The organism is Pseudomonas sp. LARHCG127 (assembly GCF_052871455.1).
In genome coordinates this window covers 105210-123180 of record NZ_JBIXJT010000015.1, presented here as the reverse complement: position 1 = coordinate 123180, position 17971 = coordinate 105210, and the positions used below count along the sequence as shown (strand labels likewise).

Here is a 17971-nt window from a genome sequence, read left to right as displayed (position 1 = left end):
AAACCTGCGGTTCAACGTCTTCTTCGGGTTAAAACACGTGCTACGAAACAGTTACCTCAGACAGCGATAGGTATTCGCTGTATGTCGCGGCTGGCTTGCACCAGCAAACGGGTGTACGCATGGGTGGCGCCATCGCTCGCCAGCAGATGACTGTCGAGCGTCTCCACCACCCGGCCCTGCTGCATCACCGCCAGCCGATCACACAGATGCGCCACCACCGCCAGGTCGTGGGTGACCATCAGGTAGGTCAATCCTTCCTGGCGGCGCAAATCGGCCAGCAGGTTGAGGATTTCCGCCTGCACCGAGACGTCCAGCGCCGAAGTCGGCTCGTCCAGCAACAGCACCCGGGGACGCAGGATCAGCGCCCGGGCAATCGCCACCCGTTGGCGCTGGCCACCGGACAACTGATGCGGATAACGGAAGCGAAAGCTGTCGTTCAAGCCGACCTTGCGCAAGATCTCGCTGACCTTCTGGTCACGCCCGTCGATGCCATGGATACGCAGCGGTTCCTGCAACGCGGCATCGATGGTGTAGCGCGGATGCAACGAGGCATACGGGTCCTGGAAAACCATTTGCACGGTACGGTAGTGGTTCAGCGGCAGCTTGCGCGTCACCGCCTGACCCGCGACGTGCAACCTTCCCGTCCAGTGCTGGTACTGCCCGGCCAGGCAGCGCAACACGGTGGTCTTGCCCGAACCGGACTCCCCCACCAGGCCGAACGCCTCGCCTTCGGCCACGCTCAAATCGACGTCGTGCAATACCGCGTTCAGTGCCGCGCCGGTGCCAAAACTGAGGTTCAGGCCGGCGATTTCAATCATGCTCATGACAGGCTCCTCAAGCATTCAACCAGTGGGGGTCGCGCTGCAGCACCGGCAGCGTGGCGCGCCGATGGTCCAGGCTCGGCAGTGCGGCCAGCAGGCCTTGGGTGTAGGGATGGGTGGCGTGATCCAGGTCGGCGGCGGCAATCGACTCGACCACGCGCCCGGCGTACATCACCAGCACGCGGTCACAGAAATACCGCACCAGGTTCAGGTCGTGGCTGATGAAAATCAGCCCCAGGTCACGCTCGCTGACCAACTCCTCCAGCACGTTGAGCACTTGTCGGCGCACCGACACATCCAGCGCCGACGTGGGTTCGTCGGCGATGATCACCTGGGGATCGGTGATCACCATCATGGCGATCATGATCCGCTGGCCCATGCCGCCCGAGACCTCGTGGGGATACAGGTCATAGACGCGCCGGGGATCGCGAATGTGCACCTTGGCGAGCATGTCCAGCGCCCGCTCGCGGGCTTCGCGATGGGGCACCTTGTGATGGGCCAGGTACGCCTCGGCGATTTGCTCGCCGACCCGCACCACCGGGTTCAGCGAGTACTTGGGGTCTTGCATGATCATCGACATGCGTGCGCCGCGAATCGCCTGGATCTGCTTTTCGCTGGCGGCCAACAGGTCGATATCGGCGAAGCGCAAGGTCTTGGCGGTGACCCGCGCCGTCGGCGGATGCAGGCGTAGAAGGCTGCGGCCAACGGTGGATTTTCCCGAACCGGACTCGCCGACAATGGCGAGCTTTTCACGTCCCAGGGTGAAGGACACATCACGCACCGCCAGGGAGGTTTTGCCTGCGTTGCGAAACTCCACGCACAAATCCTGTACCGCAAGTTTTATCTCAGTCATGGCCGGTTCCTCAGGATTGGCTGCGGGGGTCGAGGACGTCGCGCAAGCCGTCGCCCAACAGGTTGAAGGCCAGGCTGACCAGCATGATCGCCGCACCGGGTGCTGCCACCAGCCACCAGCTTTCGAGCATGTAGCGGCGCCCGGTGGAGATCATCGCGCCCCACTCCGGCAACGGTGCCTGGGCGCCGAGGCCGAGAAAGCCCAGGGCGGCGGCGGTGAGGATGATGCTCGCCATGTTCATGGTCAGGCGGATGATCACCGACGACAGGCACATCGGGATGATGTGGCGCAGGATGATCCGAGTGCTCGACGCGCCTTGGAGCTGCACCGCGACGACGAAGTCGGCGTTGCGCAGCGGCAGGGTTTCGGCGCGGGCGAGCCGGGCAATCGGCGGCCAGGCCGTGAGTGCGATGGCGATCACCGCATGCTCCAGGCCCGGGCCGAGGGCCGCGATGAAAGCCAGCGCCAGGACCAGGCTGGGGAACGAGATGAAGATGTCGGTGATGCGCATGAAAAGGCTGTCGACCCAACCACCGAAGTAACCGGAAACCGTGCCGACCAACAGGCCGATGGGGCCGACGATCACCGTCACCAGCAAGACGATGTACAGGGTGATGCGCGAGCCATACACCAACCGCGCGAACACATCGCGACCGTATTCGTCAGTGCCGAACCAGTGCGCGCTGCTGGGTGCCTGCAAGGCCCCGGCGAGGTTCTGCAACAGCGGATCGTGGCCGGCGATCCACGGCGCGAAGACCGCGACCAGCATCAGGGTCGCGACGACGATCAGGCCGGCGAAGGTCATCGGGTTGCGCAGCAAAAACCGCAACAGGCGCAAGGTGCTGGCGACCATCGCCGCCGTGCTGGAAGCCGGCAACGTGGCGCTGCCAGGGGCGCTGGAAGCAAGGGGCAGGTTCATTAGCGAGTCCTCGGGTCGAAGATCTTGTACAGCGCATCGCTGATCAGGTTCAGCGTCACGAAGATGAGGCCGATCAACAGCACGCAGGCCATCACCGCGTTCATGTCGCCGAGCAACAAACTGCTCGTCAGGTACTGCCCGAAGCCTGGCCAGGCGAACACGGTCTCGATCAACACCGCACCTTCCAGCAGGCCGCCATAGGCCAGGGCGACGATGGTCAACAGCTGCACGCGGATGTTGCCGAAGGCATGGCCCCAGACGATGCGGCGCTGGGACAAGCCCTTGACCCGGGCGGTGATGATGTACTCCTGGGACAGTTGCTCGAGCATGAAGCTGCGGGTCATGCGGCTGATGTAGGCGACCGAGTTGAAGCTGAGGATCACCGCCGGCAACAGGATGTGCCGCAGCGCACTGCGAAAGGCTTCCCACTCGCCGGACCAGGCGGTGTCGATCAGCAACAGCCCGGTGTGTTTCGGAATCAACCCGTCATAGGCCAGGCCGATGCGCCCGACGCCGCCGGCCCAACCCAGCCAGGCGTAGAACACCAGGAAGGCCATCATGCCGATCCAGAAAATCGGCGTGGAGTAACCGAACAGGGTGATCAGCCGCGCGACATGGTCACCGGCACGGCCCTGATGGGTCGCCGCGTAGACGCCCAGCGGCAGGCCCGCCAGCACACCGAACAGGATGGCCAGGGTGGCCAGTTCCAACGTAGCCGGGAAGACCCGGGCGATGTCAGTGATGACCGGGTTCCCGGTCAGCAAGGCCATGCCGAAGTCACCGTGCAGCAGGTCGCCGAGGTAGATCGCGAACTGGCTCCACAACGGCTTGTCCAGGCCCAGTTCCTTGTACACCTGGGCGTAGGCCGAGGCGTCGGCGTCCGGGCCGACGATGGCCAGCACCGGGTCCAGGGGCATCACCCGCCCAATAAAGAAAGTCAGCAGCAGCAACCCCAGCAGCGTCACCGCCACCGAGCCGCCGCGCCGGGTCGCCGAAGCGGCCCGGGTGGTCCAGATTGAAAAGGATGCAGTCGACATGTTCATTCCTGCCTTGGCCCTGTGGCCGTCGATTTCAGCGCTGCTTGTAGACGTCGCGAAGACGCGTGGTCGCGGCGGTGTGGCCGATGTAGTTGCGCACATCCGCGTGGATCACCACTTCGTCGACCATCTGCGAGACCGGCATGATCGCCCCGGCCTGTTGGTCGTAGAGGGTCTGGATCTGTGCATAGATTTCCCGCTGGCGCTCGGGGTCACGCTCGCGCTCGGCTTGCTCGATCAGTTGATTGAGCTGCGGGTCGAAGAACGAGGTGCGCCAGCCCTGGAAGTTGCTCAGCTTGGCTTCGCTGCGGTTGTCCGGGTTGTACACCAGGGCCCGCAGGCTCGAATGGGGATGCCGCTCCGCCCCGCCGCCGCCACGACCGACGAGGATGTCGAACTGACGGTCGCGCATCGCCCCATAGATCTGGTTGCCGGTGCCGGTGATGATCGTCGCCTGGATCCCCGCCTGGGCCAGCGTCGCTTGCAGGCTGGTGGCGATGTTGATGAACGGCGGATCGGTCAGTGAACGAATCGTCACCTTGAAGCCTTCGGCATGCCCGGCCGCCGCCAGCAGACGCTTGGCCTCGGCCACGTCCAGGCGATAACCCGGGTCGTCGAGGCGAGCCGGCAGTCCCAACTGCAAGGGCCGTTGGTTGATCACGCCGTAGTGCGGCATGACCACGTCGTTGATGCCTTGGTAGTCGATCAGCAGGCGGACGGCCTGGCGCACGCGGATGTCCTGGAACAGCGGTTGCTGCATGCTCATCGCCACGTAGTACAGCGTGCCGCGGGCAATGCTCTGGATGCGCACTTCATCGACCTTGCCCAAGGCCTTGATGTCAGTGGCCGCCATGCCGCGGGCGACGTCCAGGTCACCGCGCTCGACCATCAGGCGCAGGGCCTGGGACTCCGTCATGTTGCGCATGATCACCCGGCGCAACTTCGGCGCGCCGCGCCAATAGTCGTCATTACGGCTCATCAGGATCACATCGTTGGCCCGCCAGATGTCGAGCTTGAACGCGCCGGACCCGGCCGTGTGCGTCGCCAACCATGCCGCGCCCTGGTCGTCGCCGACCTGATGCTGCAAAGCGATGCTGCGATCAATGATGAAGGCGCTGGGTGAGGTCGCCAGGGTGTTGAGCACCAGCATCGGGTCGGTGACCCGTGGCAACTCCATCACAAAGGTGTGCGGGCCTTCGGCGCGCATCAGTTTGACCACGTTGTCGGCGGTGAAACCGTAGGCCTTCCAGGTGGAGGCCAGGGCGCGGTTGAGGGTGACGACGCGCTGCAACGACCAGGCGACGTCTTGGGCGGTCAGGGGCGCACCCGAGTGAAACCGTACGTCGTCGCGCAATTGGAAGGTCAGGCGCGTGCGGTCGGGGCTGATGTCCCAGGTTTTCGCCAGGGCCGGAATCAGCGTGTCGGGCTGCGCGGCGTCCTGCTCCAGGAGCATGTCATAGACGTTGGCGTTGACCTCCGCGACCTCCAGGCCCGTCGCCGCGGCAGGGTCCAGGGACAACAGGTTGATCATGCTCATGCCCACCACCAATTGGTCGGGGGGCGTTTCGCCTTGGGCCAGGCTGACGGGCACCTGCACTGCGCACAGGGCCACGGTGACACACAGCAGCCTGGTCAGGCGCTTGGGCCAGAGATTCATGGTTCAGTCCTTTCTTATATTTATAAAGACTTGTCGCCCGGGCCGTCATCGGCCTCAGGCGTGGAACAGACTCAATGTCGGGACACGGTGTTGGCCTCGATATACGCGAAGTTGATGTCCTCGCCCAAGCCCGGCCGGTCGGATAGATGCACAAAACCGTCGGCGTCCATGGGGTCGACGATGCTGTTGAGATGCGCCGGGACCTCTTCATAGTCAAGGAACGGGTGCAGCAGGCCGCGTTCGTACCAGCGACAATTGCTGATCGCCCCGACCACCGCCAGGTTCGCCGCGCCATTGCCATGGACCTCGCAATCCATGCCGAACGACTCGGCCAGGTGCGCCACTTTCAGGCACGGCCCAATACCTCCGACCCCGGCCACGCCGGCGCGCAGGATGTCACAGGACTTCTGGGTCACCCAACTGGCGCGGCTGTGGAACTTGCCGGCGATGCTCTCCGGGCCCAGCACCGGGATGTCCAGGTTGGCGGCCAGCCAGGCATAGGACTCCGCCGAGTCTTCCATCATGGGTTCTTCGAACCAGGCGAAATTCAGCTTCTGCAGTGCCTTGCCGATGGTCAGGGCGTCCATGCGGCTGTACCAGTGGTAACCGTCGAGCATCAGCGCGATGTCCGGGCCTACTGCCTCACGCACGGCGGCGCAGGCCTGGATGTCCATTTGCGGATTCGGCGCGAAGGAGATCGGTGGCATCCAGGTGTGCAACTTGATGGCCTTGTAGCCGCGCTGGACCAGCTTCTCGGCGAACTGGCCATACTCGTCCGGCGTCGACAACCCACCCGGCAAGTCATCGCCGCACATCGTCGAACCGTACGCCGGGACCTTGTCGCGATAACCGCCAATCAGTTTATGCACCGGCAACTTGAGCTTGCGCCCAGCCAGGTCCCACAACGCTTGTTCCACCAGCGCCAGCGCCCGGTCGGTGAACTGCCCGGCACTGCCCCGCTGCCAGTGCGCCAGGTCCTGCCAGATGCTTTCACGGTCCATCGGATCGCGGCCGATCAGCACTTTGCGCACGAAGGATTCGATGATGTGCGGACGAATCAACTCAGGCGGGCCAAAGGCATAACCCTCGGAGCCATCGTCGCAGCCGATTCGCAGCAAGGCCATCTTGATCATGACCTCATCGCCCGGATGGGCGTGACCGGCGCTGTCCTGGGCACGGCGCGAAGGTGTGGAGAAGACTTCGACGTGAACGCCTGTGATTCGCATAGAGGGAACACCCTGTTGTTATTGTTTATTTGTATGTCGTCATACAACGTGACAGATTATTCTGAGGTTTCACGTGAGCTGTCAACCCACAAAATCAATAAAAATAGGGAGTCGTGAGGGAGGACTGGTGAAAAGAGGTTATTTTTCTTGAGCGATATTTAGAATGTCGTCATACCACGAGACGAAAAAGATACAACTCGCCGCAGGAAGGCCACGATGGCGGGAGGATAAAAACTGTGGGAGCGAGCTTGCTCGCGAAGGCGGTGTGCCTGAGACAGTGATGTTAGATCGGCCGCCGCTATCGCGAGCAAGCTCGCTCCCACAGGGTGGTCAGTGGTGGTCGCAGAATTCGTGAACACCCGGGATCAAAAACTGTGGGAGCAAAGCTTGCTCGCGATGGCGGTCTGTCTGCGTCGGAGATGTTGGCTGTGCCGACGTCTTCGCGAGCAAGCTCGCTCCCACAGGGTGGTCGGTGGTGGTCGCAGAATTCGTGAACACTCGGGATCAAAACTGTGGGAGGCGGTGGCTGCGGAAGATGGACGCCCTGGTACAGGTTTTGTGCAGGTTTTGGCTGCCTGGCTAGACCCGAGGTTTGCGTCGTCTCCAGACAATGCCCACCGACGCGGCCACGACCACCACCCCGACATTGCCAAACAACCAGATCGCAAAGTTGCGGCTCTGGTCTGCTTCGCTCTCGTAGAACGGCCCGAAATAACTACCAACGGCCATGAACGCCAAATTAAATGTGCCGACCGCCAACACGATGATCAGGAGAACGAACAAAGTTTCCTTGATGACGTTCATATGACTTTCCAGAACCAGATGTCCTTGGAATCGTGAAAGTCCGAGAACGTGCCTTCGATCGAAAAACCCATTTGTATACGTGGGTAGCTCAGCCAATCCGTCAGGCGACGGCCATTCCACAGGTCGATGTGATCGCCGCTGCGGTTGGCTGTGGTTTCGTTTGCCCGACGCCAGAAGTCCTTGAAGAAAATAACGCCCTGCTGCCCGCTCAGGGTCTCTTCGAATTCTTCGCTTTTAATGGCCTTCATGGCCTGCAAGCCAGGAATCTTGGCGCGACTCAAGGCCTTGGCGAGCTCTTCGGCGGCCAATATGTGCCCGTCGCTCTTGGGGTGTTGCCAGCAATGTCGCACGCTTTTGAGCTGGCTCATGTCTGCACCAGCGCGACGCAGGGCCACGCCAAGGTTGATCGCGCATTGGTCACTGAAGTTCTTGGCACCATTCGTTCTGCAAGGCGCGGCATCGCCAAATATCTGCGGATGGCTTTTCCACAACGTGTCGAATGTAAACATTCTGCCCTCTCCATGAGTTTTTTATCCTGGACGAATAGCCTAGCAGACCCACTCGCCCGATGGATTCAATAAGCGCTGGCGAGACGTACAGCCAAAGGACGGTTTTTCCCATTGACCGCCCCCGACAAGTTGTTTTTCTGCCTAGACTCATCATTGTTCCGCCGTGCCGTGTTTTGAATGAGCCCGCACGAAAATACTAAAAACAAGAGGAAAGCCCGTAATGTTCAAACCTATCTGGAAAGCGCTCGCTTGCACGTTGGCCCTGAGTGCGATGAGCACGGCCATGGCGGCAGATCCGGTGGTGATCAAGTTCTCCCATGTGGTCGCCGAACAAACACCAAAAGGCCAAGGCGCACTGCTGTTCAAGAAGTTGGTGGAAGAACGGCTGCCAGGCAAAGTGAAGGTCGAGGTCTACCCCAACTCTTCACTGTTCGGCGACGGCAAGGAAATGGAGGCCTTGCTGTTGGGTGACGTGCAGATGATTGCGCCGTCACTGGCCAAGTTCGAGCAGTACACCAAGACGGTGCAGTTGTTCGACTTGCCGTTTCTGTTCGATGACATTTCCGCTGTGGACCGCTTCCAGTTGAGCCCTGAAGGCCAGAAGCTGCTCAAGTCCATGGAAAGCAAGAACATCACCGGCCTGGCCTATTGGCACAACGGCATGAAGCAGTTGTCGGCAAACAAGCCGTTGCGTGAACCCAAGGATGCCCGTGGCTTGAAGTTCCGCGTACAGGCATCGGCCGTGCTGGAAGAGCAATTCAAGGCGGTAAACGCCAACCCGCGCAAGATGAGTTTCGCCGAGGTGTACCAAGGTTTGCAGACCGGTGTGGTCAACGGTGCGGAAAACCCGTACTCGAACATCTACAGCCAGAAAATGCATGAAGTGCAAAAGTACATCACCGAGTCCAACCACGGTTTGCTCGACTACATGCTGATCACCAACACCAAGTTCTGGAGCGGCCTGCCGCCGGACATCCGCACTGAACTGGACAAGATCCTGGTAGAAGTCACCGCCCAGGTGAACAAAGAGGCGGCGCAGCTGAACGAGCACGACAAACAACGCATCCTCGACGCCAAGACCACCGAGATCATCACCCTGACGCCAGAAGAACGCGGCGCATGGCGCGACAAGATGAAACCGGTGTGGAAGAAGTTCGAAGGCGATATCGGCGCTGACCTGATCAAAGCCGCCGAAGCCTCCAACAAAGCCCAGTGATTGGTTGGCCGGTGCCGCCGCCCTGGCGGTGCCGGTCTGTCGTCCCCCCACAGGAGATGTCATCCATGAACGCCCTCCGGCGCACCTGGGAACACTTCGAGGAAGGTTTCATCGCTTTCCTTCTGGCCGCCATGACGATCGTCACGTTCGTCTACGTGGTACTCAATAATCTATACGCGGTTTTCTATAGCCTCGGCGACCATTGGCCCGCCGCCAGCGAGTCGATGTTCGCCATCGGCGACTCTGTCATGGGCATGGCCCAGGCGATGACCTGGAGTAGCTCGCTGACCAAGGCGCTGTTTGGCTGGCTGATTTTCTTCGGTCTTTCGTACGGTGTTCGCACCGCCGGGCACATCGGCGTCGATGCGCTGGTGAAGCTGGCGAGCAAACCGGTGCAGCGTTTTATCGGCGTCATCGCCTGCCTGTGCTGCCTCGCCTACGCCGGCCTGCTGGCGGTGGCGAGTTACGAATGGATCAACACCTTGATGATTGCCGAGATCGGTGCCGAGGACCTTGGTCATTTCGGCATCATGCAATGGCATATCGGGCTGATCGTGCCAGCGGGGTTCGCGCTGGTGTTCATTCGTTTCGCAGAAATTCTCGTGCGCATCCTGATGAACCGCCAGACCGGCCTTGGCCTGGCCGATGAAGCGGCCGAAGCCATCAAATTGACCGAGCACGAGGAAGACAAGCCATGACCATTGCCTTCCTGTTCGTTGCACTGTTCGTACTGATGTTTATCGGCGTGCCCATTGCCATTTCGTTGGGATTGGCGGGATCGCTGACCATCATCTTCTTCAGCCCCGACTCGGTGCGCTCCCTGGCGATCAAGCTGTTCGAAACCTCCGAGCACTACACGTTGCTGGCGATTCCGTTCTTCCTGCTGGCCGGTGCGTTCATGACCACGGGCGGCGTGGCGCGACGGTTGATCGACTTTGCCAATGCCTGCGTCGGGCATATCCGCGGGGGCCTGGCGATTGCGGCAGTGCTGGCCTGCATGTTGTTTGCGGCGCTATCGGGTTCAAGCCCCGCGACGGTGGCAGCGGTGGGTTCCATTGCCATTGCCGGGATGGTCCGCTCGGGTTATCCACAGGCGTTTGGCGCTGGCATCGTGTGTAACGCCGGGACCCTGGGCATCCTGATTCCGCCGTCGATCGTGATGGTGGTGTATGCCGCGGCGACCGAAACCTCGGTGGGCAAGTTGTTCATGGCCGGCGTCATCCCGGGCTTGCTGTTGGGTTTGTTCCTGATGGTGGCGATCTACATCGTCGCCGTGAAGAAAAACCTGCCAGCCCTGCCCCGCGCCACGTTCCGCGAATGGTTGACCACCGCGCGCAAGGCGATCTGGGGCCTGTTGCTGATGTTCATCATCCTCGGCGGGATCTACTCCGGGATGTTCACCCCCACCGAAGCCGCGGCAGTGGCGGCGGTGTATTCGGCGTTCATCGCGTTGTTCGTCTACAAGGACCTCACCTTCCGCGAGACGCCCAAGGTGCTGCTGGAGTCGGCCAAGCTGAGTATCATGCTGATGTTCATCATCGCCAACGCCATGCTCTTCGCCCACGTGCTGACCACCGAACAACTGCCGCAGCAAATCACCGCCTGGGTGATCGATGCCGGGTTGACGCCGGTGACCTTCCTGTTAGTGGTGAACATCGTGCTGCTGATCGCTGGCGCGTTCATGGAGCCTTCGGCGATCATCCTGATCCTGGCGCCGATCCTGTTCCCCATCGCCATGAAACTGGGCATCGACCCGATCCACCTGGGCATCATCATGGTGGTGAACCTGGAGATTGGCCTGATCACGCCACCGGTGGGGCTGAACCTGTTCGTCACCTCGGCGGTGACCGGCATGTCCTTGCCTGCCACGATCCGTGCGGCGATGCCGTGGTTGATGATCCTGTTGGCGTTCCTGGTGCTGATTACCTATGTGCCGTGGATTTCCCTGGCGCTGCCAAATTGGTTGGGGATGAGTTAAATCCGGCAAACACTCTGTGGCGGGCAAAGGATGATTTTGCCTTGCCATGGAGGTATCGGGCCGATCTGTCGGCCCGATTCCTCCAGACAAAAAAAGGACCTCTTGAATGCTCAAACCTGTATGGAAAGCCCTCGCCTGCGCCCTGGCTTTCGGCGCATGGGGAACGGTCATGGCGACCGAGCCAATCGTCATCAAGTTCTCCCACGTAGTAGGCGAACAAACGCCCAAGGGCCAGGGTGCGTTGATGTTCAAGAAGCTGGCGGAGGAGCGGTTGCCGGGCAAAGTGAAGGTCGAGGTGTACCCCAACTCCACGCTGTACGGCGATGACAAGGAGATGGAAGCCTTGCTCCTGGGGGAAGTGCAGATCATTGCGCGGTCGCTGGCCAAGTTCGATCAGTACACGCGGACCGTGCAGTTGTTCGACTTGCCGTTTCTATTCGATGACATCGCGGCAGTGGACCGTTTCCAGCAGAGCCCCGAGGGGCAGGAGCTGCTCAAGTCCATGGAAAGCAAGAACATCACCGGGCTGGCCTATTGGCACAACGGCATGAAGCAACTGTCGGCCAACAAGCCATTGCGCACCCCGGAGGATGCCCGCGGCCTGACGTTCCGGATACAGACTTCCGCCGTGCTGGACGAACAATTCAAGGCGGTGGGCGCCAAAGCGCAGCCAATGATTTTCTCGGTGGTGTACCAGGGGTTGCGCACCGGTTTGGTCCACGGCACGGAAAACACCTATTCGAACTTCTACAACCAGAAACTCAATGAAGTGCAGAAATACGTCACTGAGTCCAACCACGGCATACTCGACTACATGTTGATCACCACGTCGGACTTCTGGAACGGCCTGGCGCCGGACATCCGCAGCGAACTGGAGAAGATCGTCGTCGAATCCACGGCCTATGCCAACCAGGAAGCGGAACGATTCAACCAGCAGGACAAACAAAAAGTCCTGGACGCCAAGACCACCGAGATCATTGCCCTCACGCCCCAGGAACGCAGCGCCTGGCGCGACAAGATGAAACCGGTGTGGGCGAAGTTTGAAAAGGACATCGGGGCGGATTTGATCAAGGCGGCGCAGGCTTCCAACGTCGCTCAATAAGCGCGTGACAGGACTGTGGATAAATTGATGCCCTTGGCTCAACACTCTCTGTGGCGAGGGAGCTTGCTCCCGCTGGGCTGCGCAGCAGCCCCCAATGTTTGCCTGACACACCGAGGTGTCAGGTTTTGGGGGTGCTTCGCGCCCCAGCGGGAGCAAGCTCCCTCGCCACAAGGGCGCAATTCCTCCACTTCAATCCAACCCTCCCCAGTTGCAAAGCACATTGCGCTATGATCCCCGCCTCTCCCTGAATAGAGCTTTTTTCGCTAATGCTGTCGTCCACCCCAGACATCACCTCTACCCTCCCACCCGTCCTGGTCGGCCCGCTGTTACGGCGGCTGGAACCTGTGCGCCTGGTGATGTGGCTGGTGGGCACACGAGCGCTAGCGTTAACCCTGCGTATTGACGGGGTCGGCGACCTGACGCTGGATGCGTCGCGTTGCACCGTGGTGCCGGTGGGGCAACACGCTTTTGTGCACCTGATCGACGTGACGCTCGACACGCCCCTGCCCCAGGACGTAGCGATTGACTACGACCTGCTGGTAGAGGGCGCGCCCATCGCCGAATGGGCGCCGCACCTGTTGTATGACGGGGCACAGTGCCCGAACTTCATGTTGCATTCGCGCATCGAGCAATTGGTCCACGGCTCCTGCCGCAAACCCCACTACCCGGCCAACGACGGCCTGCTGTGTGTTGACCGATTGTTGGCGCAAGACCCGGCGCAACGCCCGGCGCTGCTGATGATGAGCGGCGACCAGGTGTATGCCGACGACGTCGCCGGGCCCATGCTGCGGGCGATTCATGGGCTGATCGAACGCCTGGGGCTGTTCGAGGAGCGCCTGGACGGTGCCGTGGTGGAAGACAGCGCCAAGCTCTACCAACACCCGGCCAGCTATTACCATCGGGCCGATTTGCTACCGGCCCTGGAAAGCAACGAAACCCTGCGCGAGCGCTTTTTTGGCGGGGCGCGCAAGCCGATCTTCACCAGCAGCAGCGCCGATAATCACCTGGTGACCTTCGCCGAGGTCATGGCGATGTACCTGCTGGTGTGGTCGCCGGTGCCCTGGACACTGATCACTGTCCAACCGCCCGAACTGACCGTCGAACGGCGCCAGCGCTACGACCTGGAACAGCAACGCATCGATGCGTTCAAGACCGGGCTGGACGGCGTGGCCCGGGTGTTTGCGCACTTGTCGTGCCTGATGATTTTCGATGACCACGACATCACCGACGACTGGAACCTGTCCGCGCAATGGGAAGAAACCGCCTACGGCCATCCGTTCTCCAAACGCATCATCGGCAACGCCTTGATCGCCTATATGCTCTGCCAGGGCTGGGGCAACAACCCGGATGCCTTTGCTGATGTGCTAGCGCAAACCCTGGCCCTGAGCGACACCGCCCGGGACCGCTACCTCGACAGCGCGCCACAGGACCAACTGATCGACACCCTGCTGGGTTTCCAGCGCTGGCATTACGTGCTGCCAAGCACCCCGGCCCTGGTGGTGCTCGATACCCGTACCCGCCGCTGGCGCAGCGAGAACAACCTCAAGCAACCTTCCGGCCTGCTGGACTGGGAAGCCCTGAGCGAGTTGCAACAGGATCTGCTGGATCACCCCTCGGCAATCATCGTCTCGCCGGCACCGATCTTCGGCGTGAAGCTGATCGAGACCGTGCAGCGGGTGTTCAGTTGGTGCGGTTTTCCGTTGTTGGTGGATGCGGAAAACTGGATGGCCCATCGCGGCGCCGCCCAGGTGATCCTGAACATTTTCCGACACTCGCGTACACCCGGTAACTACGTGGTGCTGTCAGGGGATGTGCATTATTCCTTCGTCTACGAGGTGCTGATCCCACACCGCAAGGGCGGCCCGCGCATTTGGCAGATCACCAGCAGCGGCATCAAGAATGAATTCCCACCGGTGCTGCTGGAATGGTTCGACCGCCTGAACCGCTGGCTCTACTCGCCGCGCTCGCCCCTGAACTGGTTCACCAAGCGCCGCAGCATGCGCATCGTCCCCCACACGCCGGAACACGCTGAAGCGGGCGAACGGTTGTGGAACAGCGCAGGCATCGGCCAGGTGTTCTTCAACGAACAGGGCCAGCCCGCGCAGATCTACCAGCACAACGCCAACGGCCTGCCACCGACGCGTATGCGTCCTCCCAAATCGCCGTCAGCCTGAGACTCGTGAGAGCAAATGCAAAATTTACAGTCACCTCACATCAACTGTGGGAGCGAGCTTGCTCGCGATAGCGGTGGGTCAGTTGCCGGTGATGCAGGCTGTGCCGAGGTCATCGCGAGCAAGCTCGCTCCCACAGTGGTTTGGGTCTGATTATAAATTTTGCATCCCCCCAATCCCTGTATCAGGTCAGAACGGTAGTTGCAGGCTCTCCTGGCCTTCGAGGCTGAGCAGGAACTGTTTGGCTGCCAGGCCGCCAGCGAAGCCGGTAAGACTGCCGGAGCTGCCGATGACGCGGTGGCACGGGGCGATGATCGAGATAGGGTTGCGGCCATTGGCGGCGCCGACCGCCCGGACCGCTGTGGGTTGGCCGATCTGGAGGGCGATGTCGCGGTAGCTGCGGGTTTCACCAAAGGGGATGGTCAACAGGGCCTGCCAGACCCGGACCTGAAAGTCAGTGCCGGCAAAATCCAGTTCCAGCTCGAAACGGCGGCGTTGGCCGGCGAAGTATTCCAGCAACTGACGTTCGGTTTCCTTGAGGAGCGGATGCCGGGTGTCCTCTTCCAAAGGCCCCAGGCGTACCCGATTGAGCCGCTCGTTTTCCCACAGGATGGCCGCCAGCCTTGTCTCCCGGGCGACGAGGATCAGTTGGCCGACGGGGGATGGGATGGTTTTGTAGAGGGGCAACATCGAGGGATTCCTTGTCAAAGCCTTTGTGGCGAGGGAGCTTGCTCCCGGTGGGTTGCGAAGCGACCCTACACGTGGCACTGCGGTGTGTCAGATTATCAGTTGGGGCTGCTTCGCAGCCCAGCGGGAGCAAGCTCCCTCGCCACGGGGATCTCACCAGCCGCAATATCTTGCTCAGCCCAACAACCCCAACGCTTTCGCCCGCGCCACCGCCTGGGTGCGGCGCTCGACGCCGAGTTTGCTGTTGATGTGGCTGGCGTGGGTCTTGACGGTGTGCAGGGAGATAAACAATTGCTCGCTGATCTCCTGGTTCGAACAGCCTTGGGCAATCAACTGCAACACCGCCCGTTCGCGACTGCTCAGGGTTTCGACAGGTGCCGCAGGGTCGACCAGTTGGGCCACCGAGGGCAGGCGTTCGAGCAGATGTTCGCGCAAGGTGCTGGGCGGCGCGTTCAGCAGTTGTTCGCGCAGCCATTCACAGTGCTTGCCCAGCAACCACTCGAACGGCTGCAACACCCCACCGCTGGCGGCTTCGAAAGCCTGGGCCAGGGTGCGGCGGGCTTCGGGTTCGCGGCCGAGGCTCAACAGCAAGGCGACTTTCTGGTTGAGCGCCATCACGCTGAGCATCTGCCGGCCGGTTTGCTGGCCGTGCTCCAACAAGGCATTGAGCCGGCCTTCGGCGAGCATCGGTTGACCCCGGATGGATTCCAGCACCGCCTGTTGCAGTTCGACATGCAGCGGCAGTTGCGGGTGGAATTCCGGAGGCGCGGCGGCCCGCTCACCCGTGTAGGTCTGGCCCAGGCGGGCCAGCCAGGCTTCGGCCAGGTCGGTACGGCCCTGGGCCAGCCAGAGTTCGCATTTGACCAGGGTAATCATCGCCAGGTAGTAGATCGGCGGAACATCCCAGATGTGCATCAGGCGCTCGGCTTCAGCCAGTTCGGCAAAAGCCCGGGCGAACTCGCCGCTGTAGCCTTCGATCCGCGCGACCACGCAATGACCGATCAGCACGCTGATGTCGCGGCAGGCGCGGGCTTCGGTGAGGCCCGCCTGCAACCGCGCCAGGCCGGCCTGGGGCTGCATGCGCAAAGTCAGCAGGAAACCTTCGTACATGATCAGTCGTGCCCGCACCGCATAAAGCCGCTGGGGCGACAGCTTGTGCAAACGTTGCAGGCCATGGTGCACTTCATCCAGTGCCCGCAAGATCTCTCCCCGCGCCTGCAGGACCCGGGCGCGATCGTAATGGGCCAAGGCCTCGAACAATGGATTGCCGACCCGCTGCGCCAGCTCCAGGGAATCGCGGTTCAGGTTACGCGCGCGCCACAGGTCGCCGTCGGCAATGGCCAGGTTCGACAAGGTGGACAGGCACATCAGCCGCTGGCCGTAACGTTTTTGCGGCAGGCTCTCCAGGGCTTCGCTGCAATAACGCACGGTGGCCTCGCGATCGCCACGACCCCGGGCGACGATGCCGCTCAGGGCCAGCCATTGGGCGAGCATGGATTTTTGTGCAGTGGCCGAAGGGGCCGGCAGGAAACGACTCAAGTGCGCGGCCAGCTCTTCGGCGGCATCCAGCTGGCAGGCCAAGCCCAGCGCCCAACTGTAGAGCACGATCAGCCGCGGCGTGCTGATGAGCAGGCTGTCGGGCAGGTCCATTTTCCAGCGCAGCAACATGCCGACGTTCTGCTCGGCCAGCAGTTGTTCCTCCGAGAGGTTCTGCACCAGGTTCGCCGCCACATCCAGATGGCCGGCCCGCAGGGCCTGTTCCACGGCTTCGTCGATCAGGCCCTGGGCGTTGAACCAGCGGCAGGCCCGCAGGTGCAGGGTCGCGGCCGGGACCATGGCCGGCGCGCTGGGACGACTGCGCAGCAGATCGGAAAACAGATGGTGGTAACGGTACCAATGGCCGTGCTCGTCCAAAGGCACCAGGAATACTTGGTGGGACGCCAGGTAGCGCAGGATCTCGGCGCTGTCATGGGCTTCGCGCACGGCGTCGCACAGCGCGCTGCAGAAGCGTTCCTGAGGGGCCGTGTCATACAGGAACGCCTGCACCTCGGCGGGCAGGCAATCGATGACTTCTTCGAGCAGGTAATCGCGAATCAACCCTTCGCCGCCATTCAAGGCCTGGGGCAGCAGGCCTTCGGTGCCGGCTTCAGACGCCGCCAGCAACCAGAACCGCAGACCCGCCACCCAACCTTCGCTGCGCTGGATGAGGTTTTCCAACGCCTCACCGCGCAACGAGCTGCTGTGATGCTGGAGCAGGGTCAAGGCTTCGTCATGGGTCAGGCGCAGGTCTTGTTCATTGAGTTCGAGCAATTGCCGCGACAGGCGCAGGCGCGCCAGGTGCCAGTCCGGACGCTGGCGGCTGGTGACAAGGACCAGCAGACCGTCGGGCAGGTGATTGAGGAAAAATTGCAGGCAGCGATCCAGCACCGGGCTTTGGGCCAGGTGGTAATCGTCCAGGACCAGCAACAAGGGATTGCGCGGCGACAAGTGCGTGGACAGTTCGTCCAGCAAGCCATCGAGCCATTCTTCGAAGGCAAAGGGCTGGTGGCGCTGGCGCATTTTCAGCAACCCCAGTGCCCGGCCACCCAGTTGCGGGAAAAAGGCCTGGAGCCCTTCGAGCAAACGTTCCAGGAAACGCCCGGGATCGTTGTCCCGGGCACTGAGTCCCAACCAGAGGCTTTGCCAATAGGCCGGCAGGCTCTGGCAGAACTCCACCGCCAGGGAGCTTTTACCAAACCCCGCCGGCGCACTGACCAACAACAACCTGCCCCCGAGCCCAGCGGCCAAACGCTGGCACAACCGCGGCCGCACGACGTGGCCGTCGGGCAAGGGCGGGCGGTAGAAACGCCCGTCCTGTACCGCGATGGCTGCGCGGGCAGAATCCGGAAGTGAAGACAAATCAGTCATGGCCGGCTCTTGTTGGAATGCGGGTGGCGGCGTTGCAGATGTCCGCAGACTAGCGGTAAACGAGGAGGTATTGAAGGGAGTGCT

15 protein-coding genes are annotated in these 17971 nt (G+C 61.7%); 5 read left to right on the top strand and 10 right to left on the bottom strand.

Going from position 1 to position 17971, the window contains the following annotated elements; translation table 11 throughout:
- Positions 1–56: 56 nt before the first annotated feature.
- From ACIPQ1_RS23375 to ACIPQ1_RS23340, 8 genes are all read right to left on the bottom strand, one after another.
- Positions 57–824, bottom strand: a complete 768-nt coding sequence (locus tag ACIPQ1_RS23375) for an ABC transporter ATP-binding protein (protein ID WP_446534839.1) — start codon at positions 822–824, stop codon at positions 57–59.
- A gap of 10 nt (positions 825–834) precedes the next feature.
- Positions 835–1674, bottom strand: coding sequence for an ABC transporter ATP-binding protein (locus ACIPQ1_RS23370; protein ID WP_446534838.1), 840 nt, complete (start codon positions 1672–1674; stop codon positions 835–837).
- 10 nt (positions 1675–1684) lie between these two features.
- Entirely contained in the window at positions 1685–2593 is a 909-nt protein-coding gene (locus ACIPQ1_RS23365; RefSeq protein WP_186708937.1) for an ABC transporter permease, read from the bottom strand.
- Positions 2593–3630, bottom strand: a complete 1038-nt coding sequence (locus ACIPQ1_RS23360; protein ID WP_411386511.1) for an ABC transporter permease — start codon at positions 3628–3630, stop codon at positions 2593–2595. Before ACIPQ1_RS23360 ends, ACIPQ1_RS23365 begins: the two co-directional genes overlap by 1 nt.
- A 34-nt stretch (positions 3631–3664) precedes the next feature.
- On the bottom strand, positions 3665–5287 hold the full coding sequence (locus tag ACIPQ1_RS23355; protein WP_434572278.1) for an ABC transporter substrate-binding protein: 1623 nt from the start codon (positions 5285–5287) through the stop codon (positions 3665–3667).
- Positions 5288–5358: 71 nt separating this feature from the next.
- Entirely contained in the window at positions 5359–6513 is a 1155-nt protein-coding gene (locus ACIPQ1_RS23350) for a mandelate racemase family protein (RefSeq protein WP_186708935.1), read from the bottom strand.
- Positions 6514–7092: 579 nt separating this feature from the next.
- The gene (locus tag ACIPQ1_RS23345; RefSeq protein WP_250965856.1) at positions 7093–7317 is read right to left on the bottom strand and encodes a hypothetical protein; all 225 of its coding nucleotides are present in this window, start codon (positions 7315–7317) and stop codon (positions 7093–7095) included.
- Positions 7314–7826 (bottom strand): type VI secretion system amidase effector protein Tae4, encoded by a 513-nt coding sequence (locus tag ACIPQ1_RS23340; RefSeq protein ID WP_250965855.1) that lies wholly within the window; start codon positions 7824–7826, stop codon positions 7314–7316. The genes ACIPQ1_RS23345 and ACIPQ1_RS23340 overlap by 4 nt, the downstream gene beginning before the upstream one ends.
- Before the next feature lie 220 nt (positions 7827–8046).
- Here ACIPQ1_RS23340 and ACIPQ1_RS23335 point away from each other — a divergent pair, with 220 nt between their 5' ends.
- The 5 genes from ACIPQ1_RS23335 to ACIPQ1_RS23315 all read left to right on the top strand — a co-directional run bounded on the left by ACIPQ1_RS23335 (position 8047) and on the right by ACIPQ1_RS23315 (position 14296).
- Positions 8047–9042 (top strand): TRAP transporter substrate-binding protein, encoded by a 996-nt coding sequence (locus tag ACIPQ1_RS23335; RefSeq protein ID WP_411386510.1) that lies wholly within the window; start codon positions 8047–8049, stop codon positions 9040–9042.
- Positions 9043–9107: 65 nt separating this feature from the next.
- On the top strand, positions 9108–9740 hold the full coding sequence (locus ACIPQ1_RS23330; protein ID WP_446534837.1) for a TRAP transporter small permease: 633 nt from the start codon (positions 9108–9110) through the stop codon (positions 9738–9740).
- On the top strand, positions 9737–11020 hold the full coding sequence (dctM, locus tag ACIPQ1_RS23325) for a C4-dicarboxylate TRAP transporter large permease protein DctM (RefSeq protein ID WP_411386509.1): 1284 nt from the start codon (positions 9737–9739) through the stop codon (positions 11018–11020). Before ACIPQ1_RS23330 ends, dctM begins: the two co-directional genes overlap by 4 nt.
- A gap of 106 nt (positions 11021–11126) precedes the next feature.
- Positions 11127–12122 carry a TRAP transporter substrate-binding protein gene (locus tag ACIPQ1_RS23320; protein ID WP_446534836.1) on the top strand — a complete coding sequence of 332 codons (996 nt, stop codon included), beginning with the start codon at positions 11127–11129 and terminating at the stop codon, positions 12120–12122.
- Between the two features lie 266 nt (positions 12123–12388).
- Positions 12389–14296: an alkaline phosphatase D family protein gene (locus tag ACIPQ1_RS23315; protein WP_446534835.1), complete on the top strand. Its 1908-nt coding sequence runs from the start codon at positions 12389–12391 to the stop codon at positions 14294–14296.
- Between the two features lie 186 nt (positions 14297–14482).
- Here ACIPQ1_RS23315 and ACIPQ1_RS23310 read toward each other — a convergent pair whose 3' ends face one another.
- Together ACIPQ1_RS23310 and ACIPQ1_RS23305 are read right to left on the bottom strand one after the other, a co-directional pair.
- A complete protein-coding gene (locus ACIPQ1_RS23310) occupies positions 14483–14983 on the bottom strand; it encodes a methylated-DNA--[protein]-cysteine S-methyltransferase (protein ID WP_250964727.1) in 501 nt (166 codons plus the stop codon).
- A 171-nt stretch (positions 14984–15154) separates the two neighbouring features.
- Complete coding sequence (locus tag ACIPQ1_RS23305; RefSeq protein ID WP_446534834.1) at positions 15155–17887, bottom strand: LuxR C-terminal-related transcriptional regulator; 2733 nt, start codon at positions 17885–17887, stop codon at positions 15155–15157.
- Positions 17888–17971 lie beyond the last annotated feature (84 nt).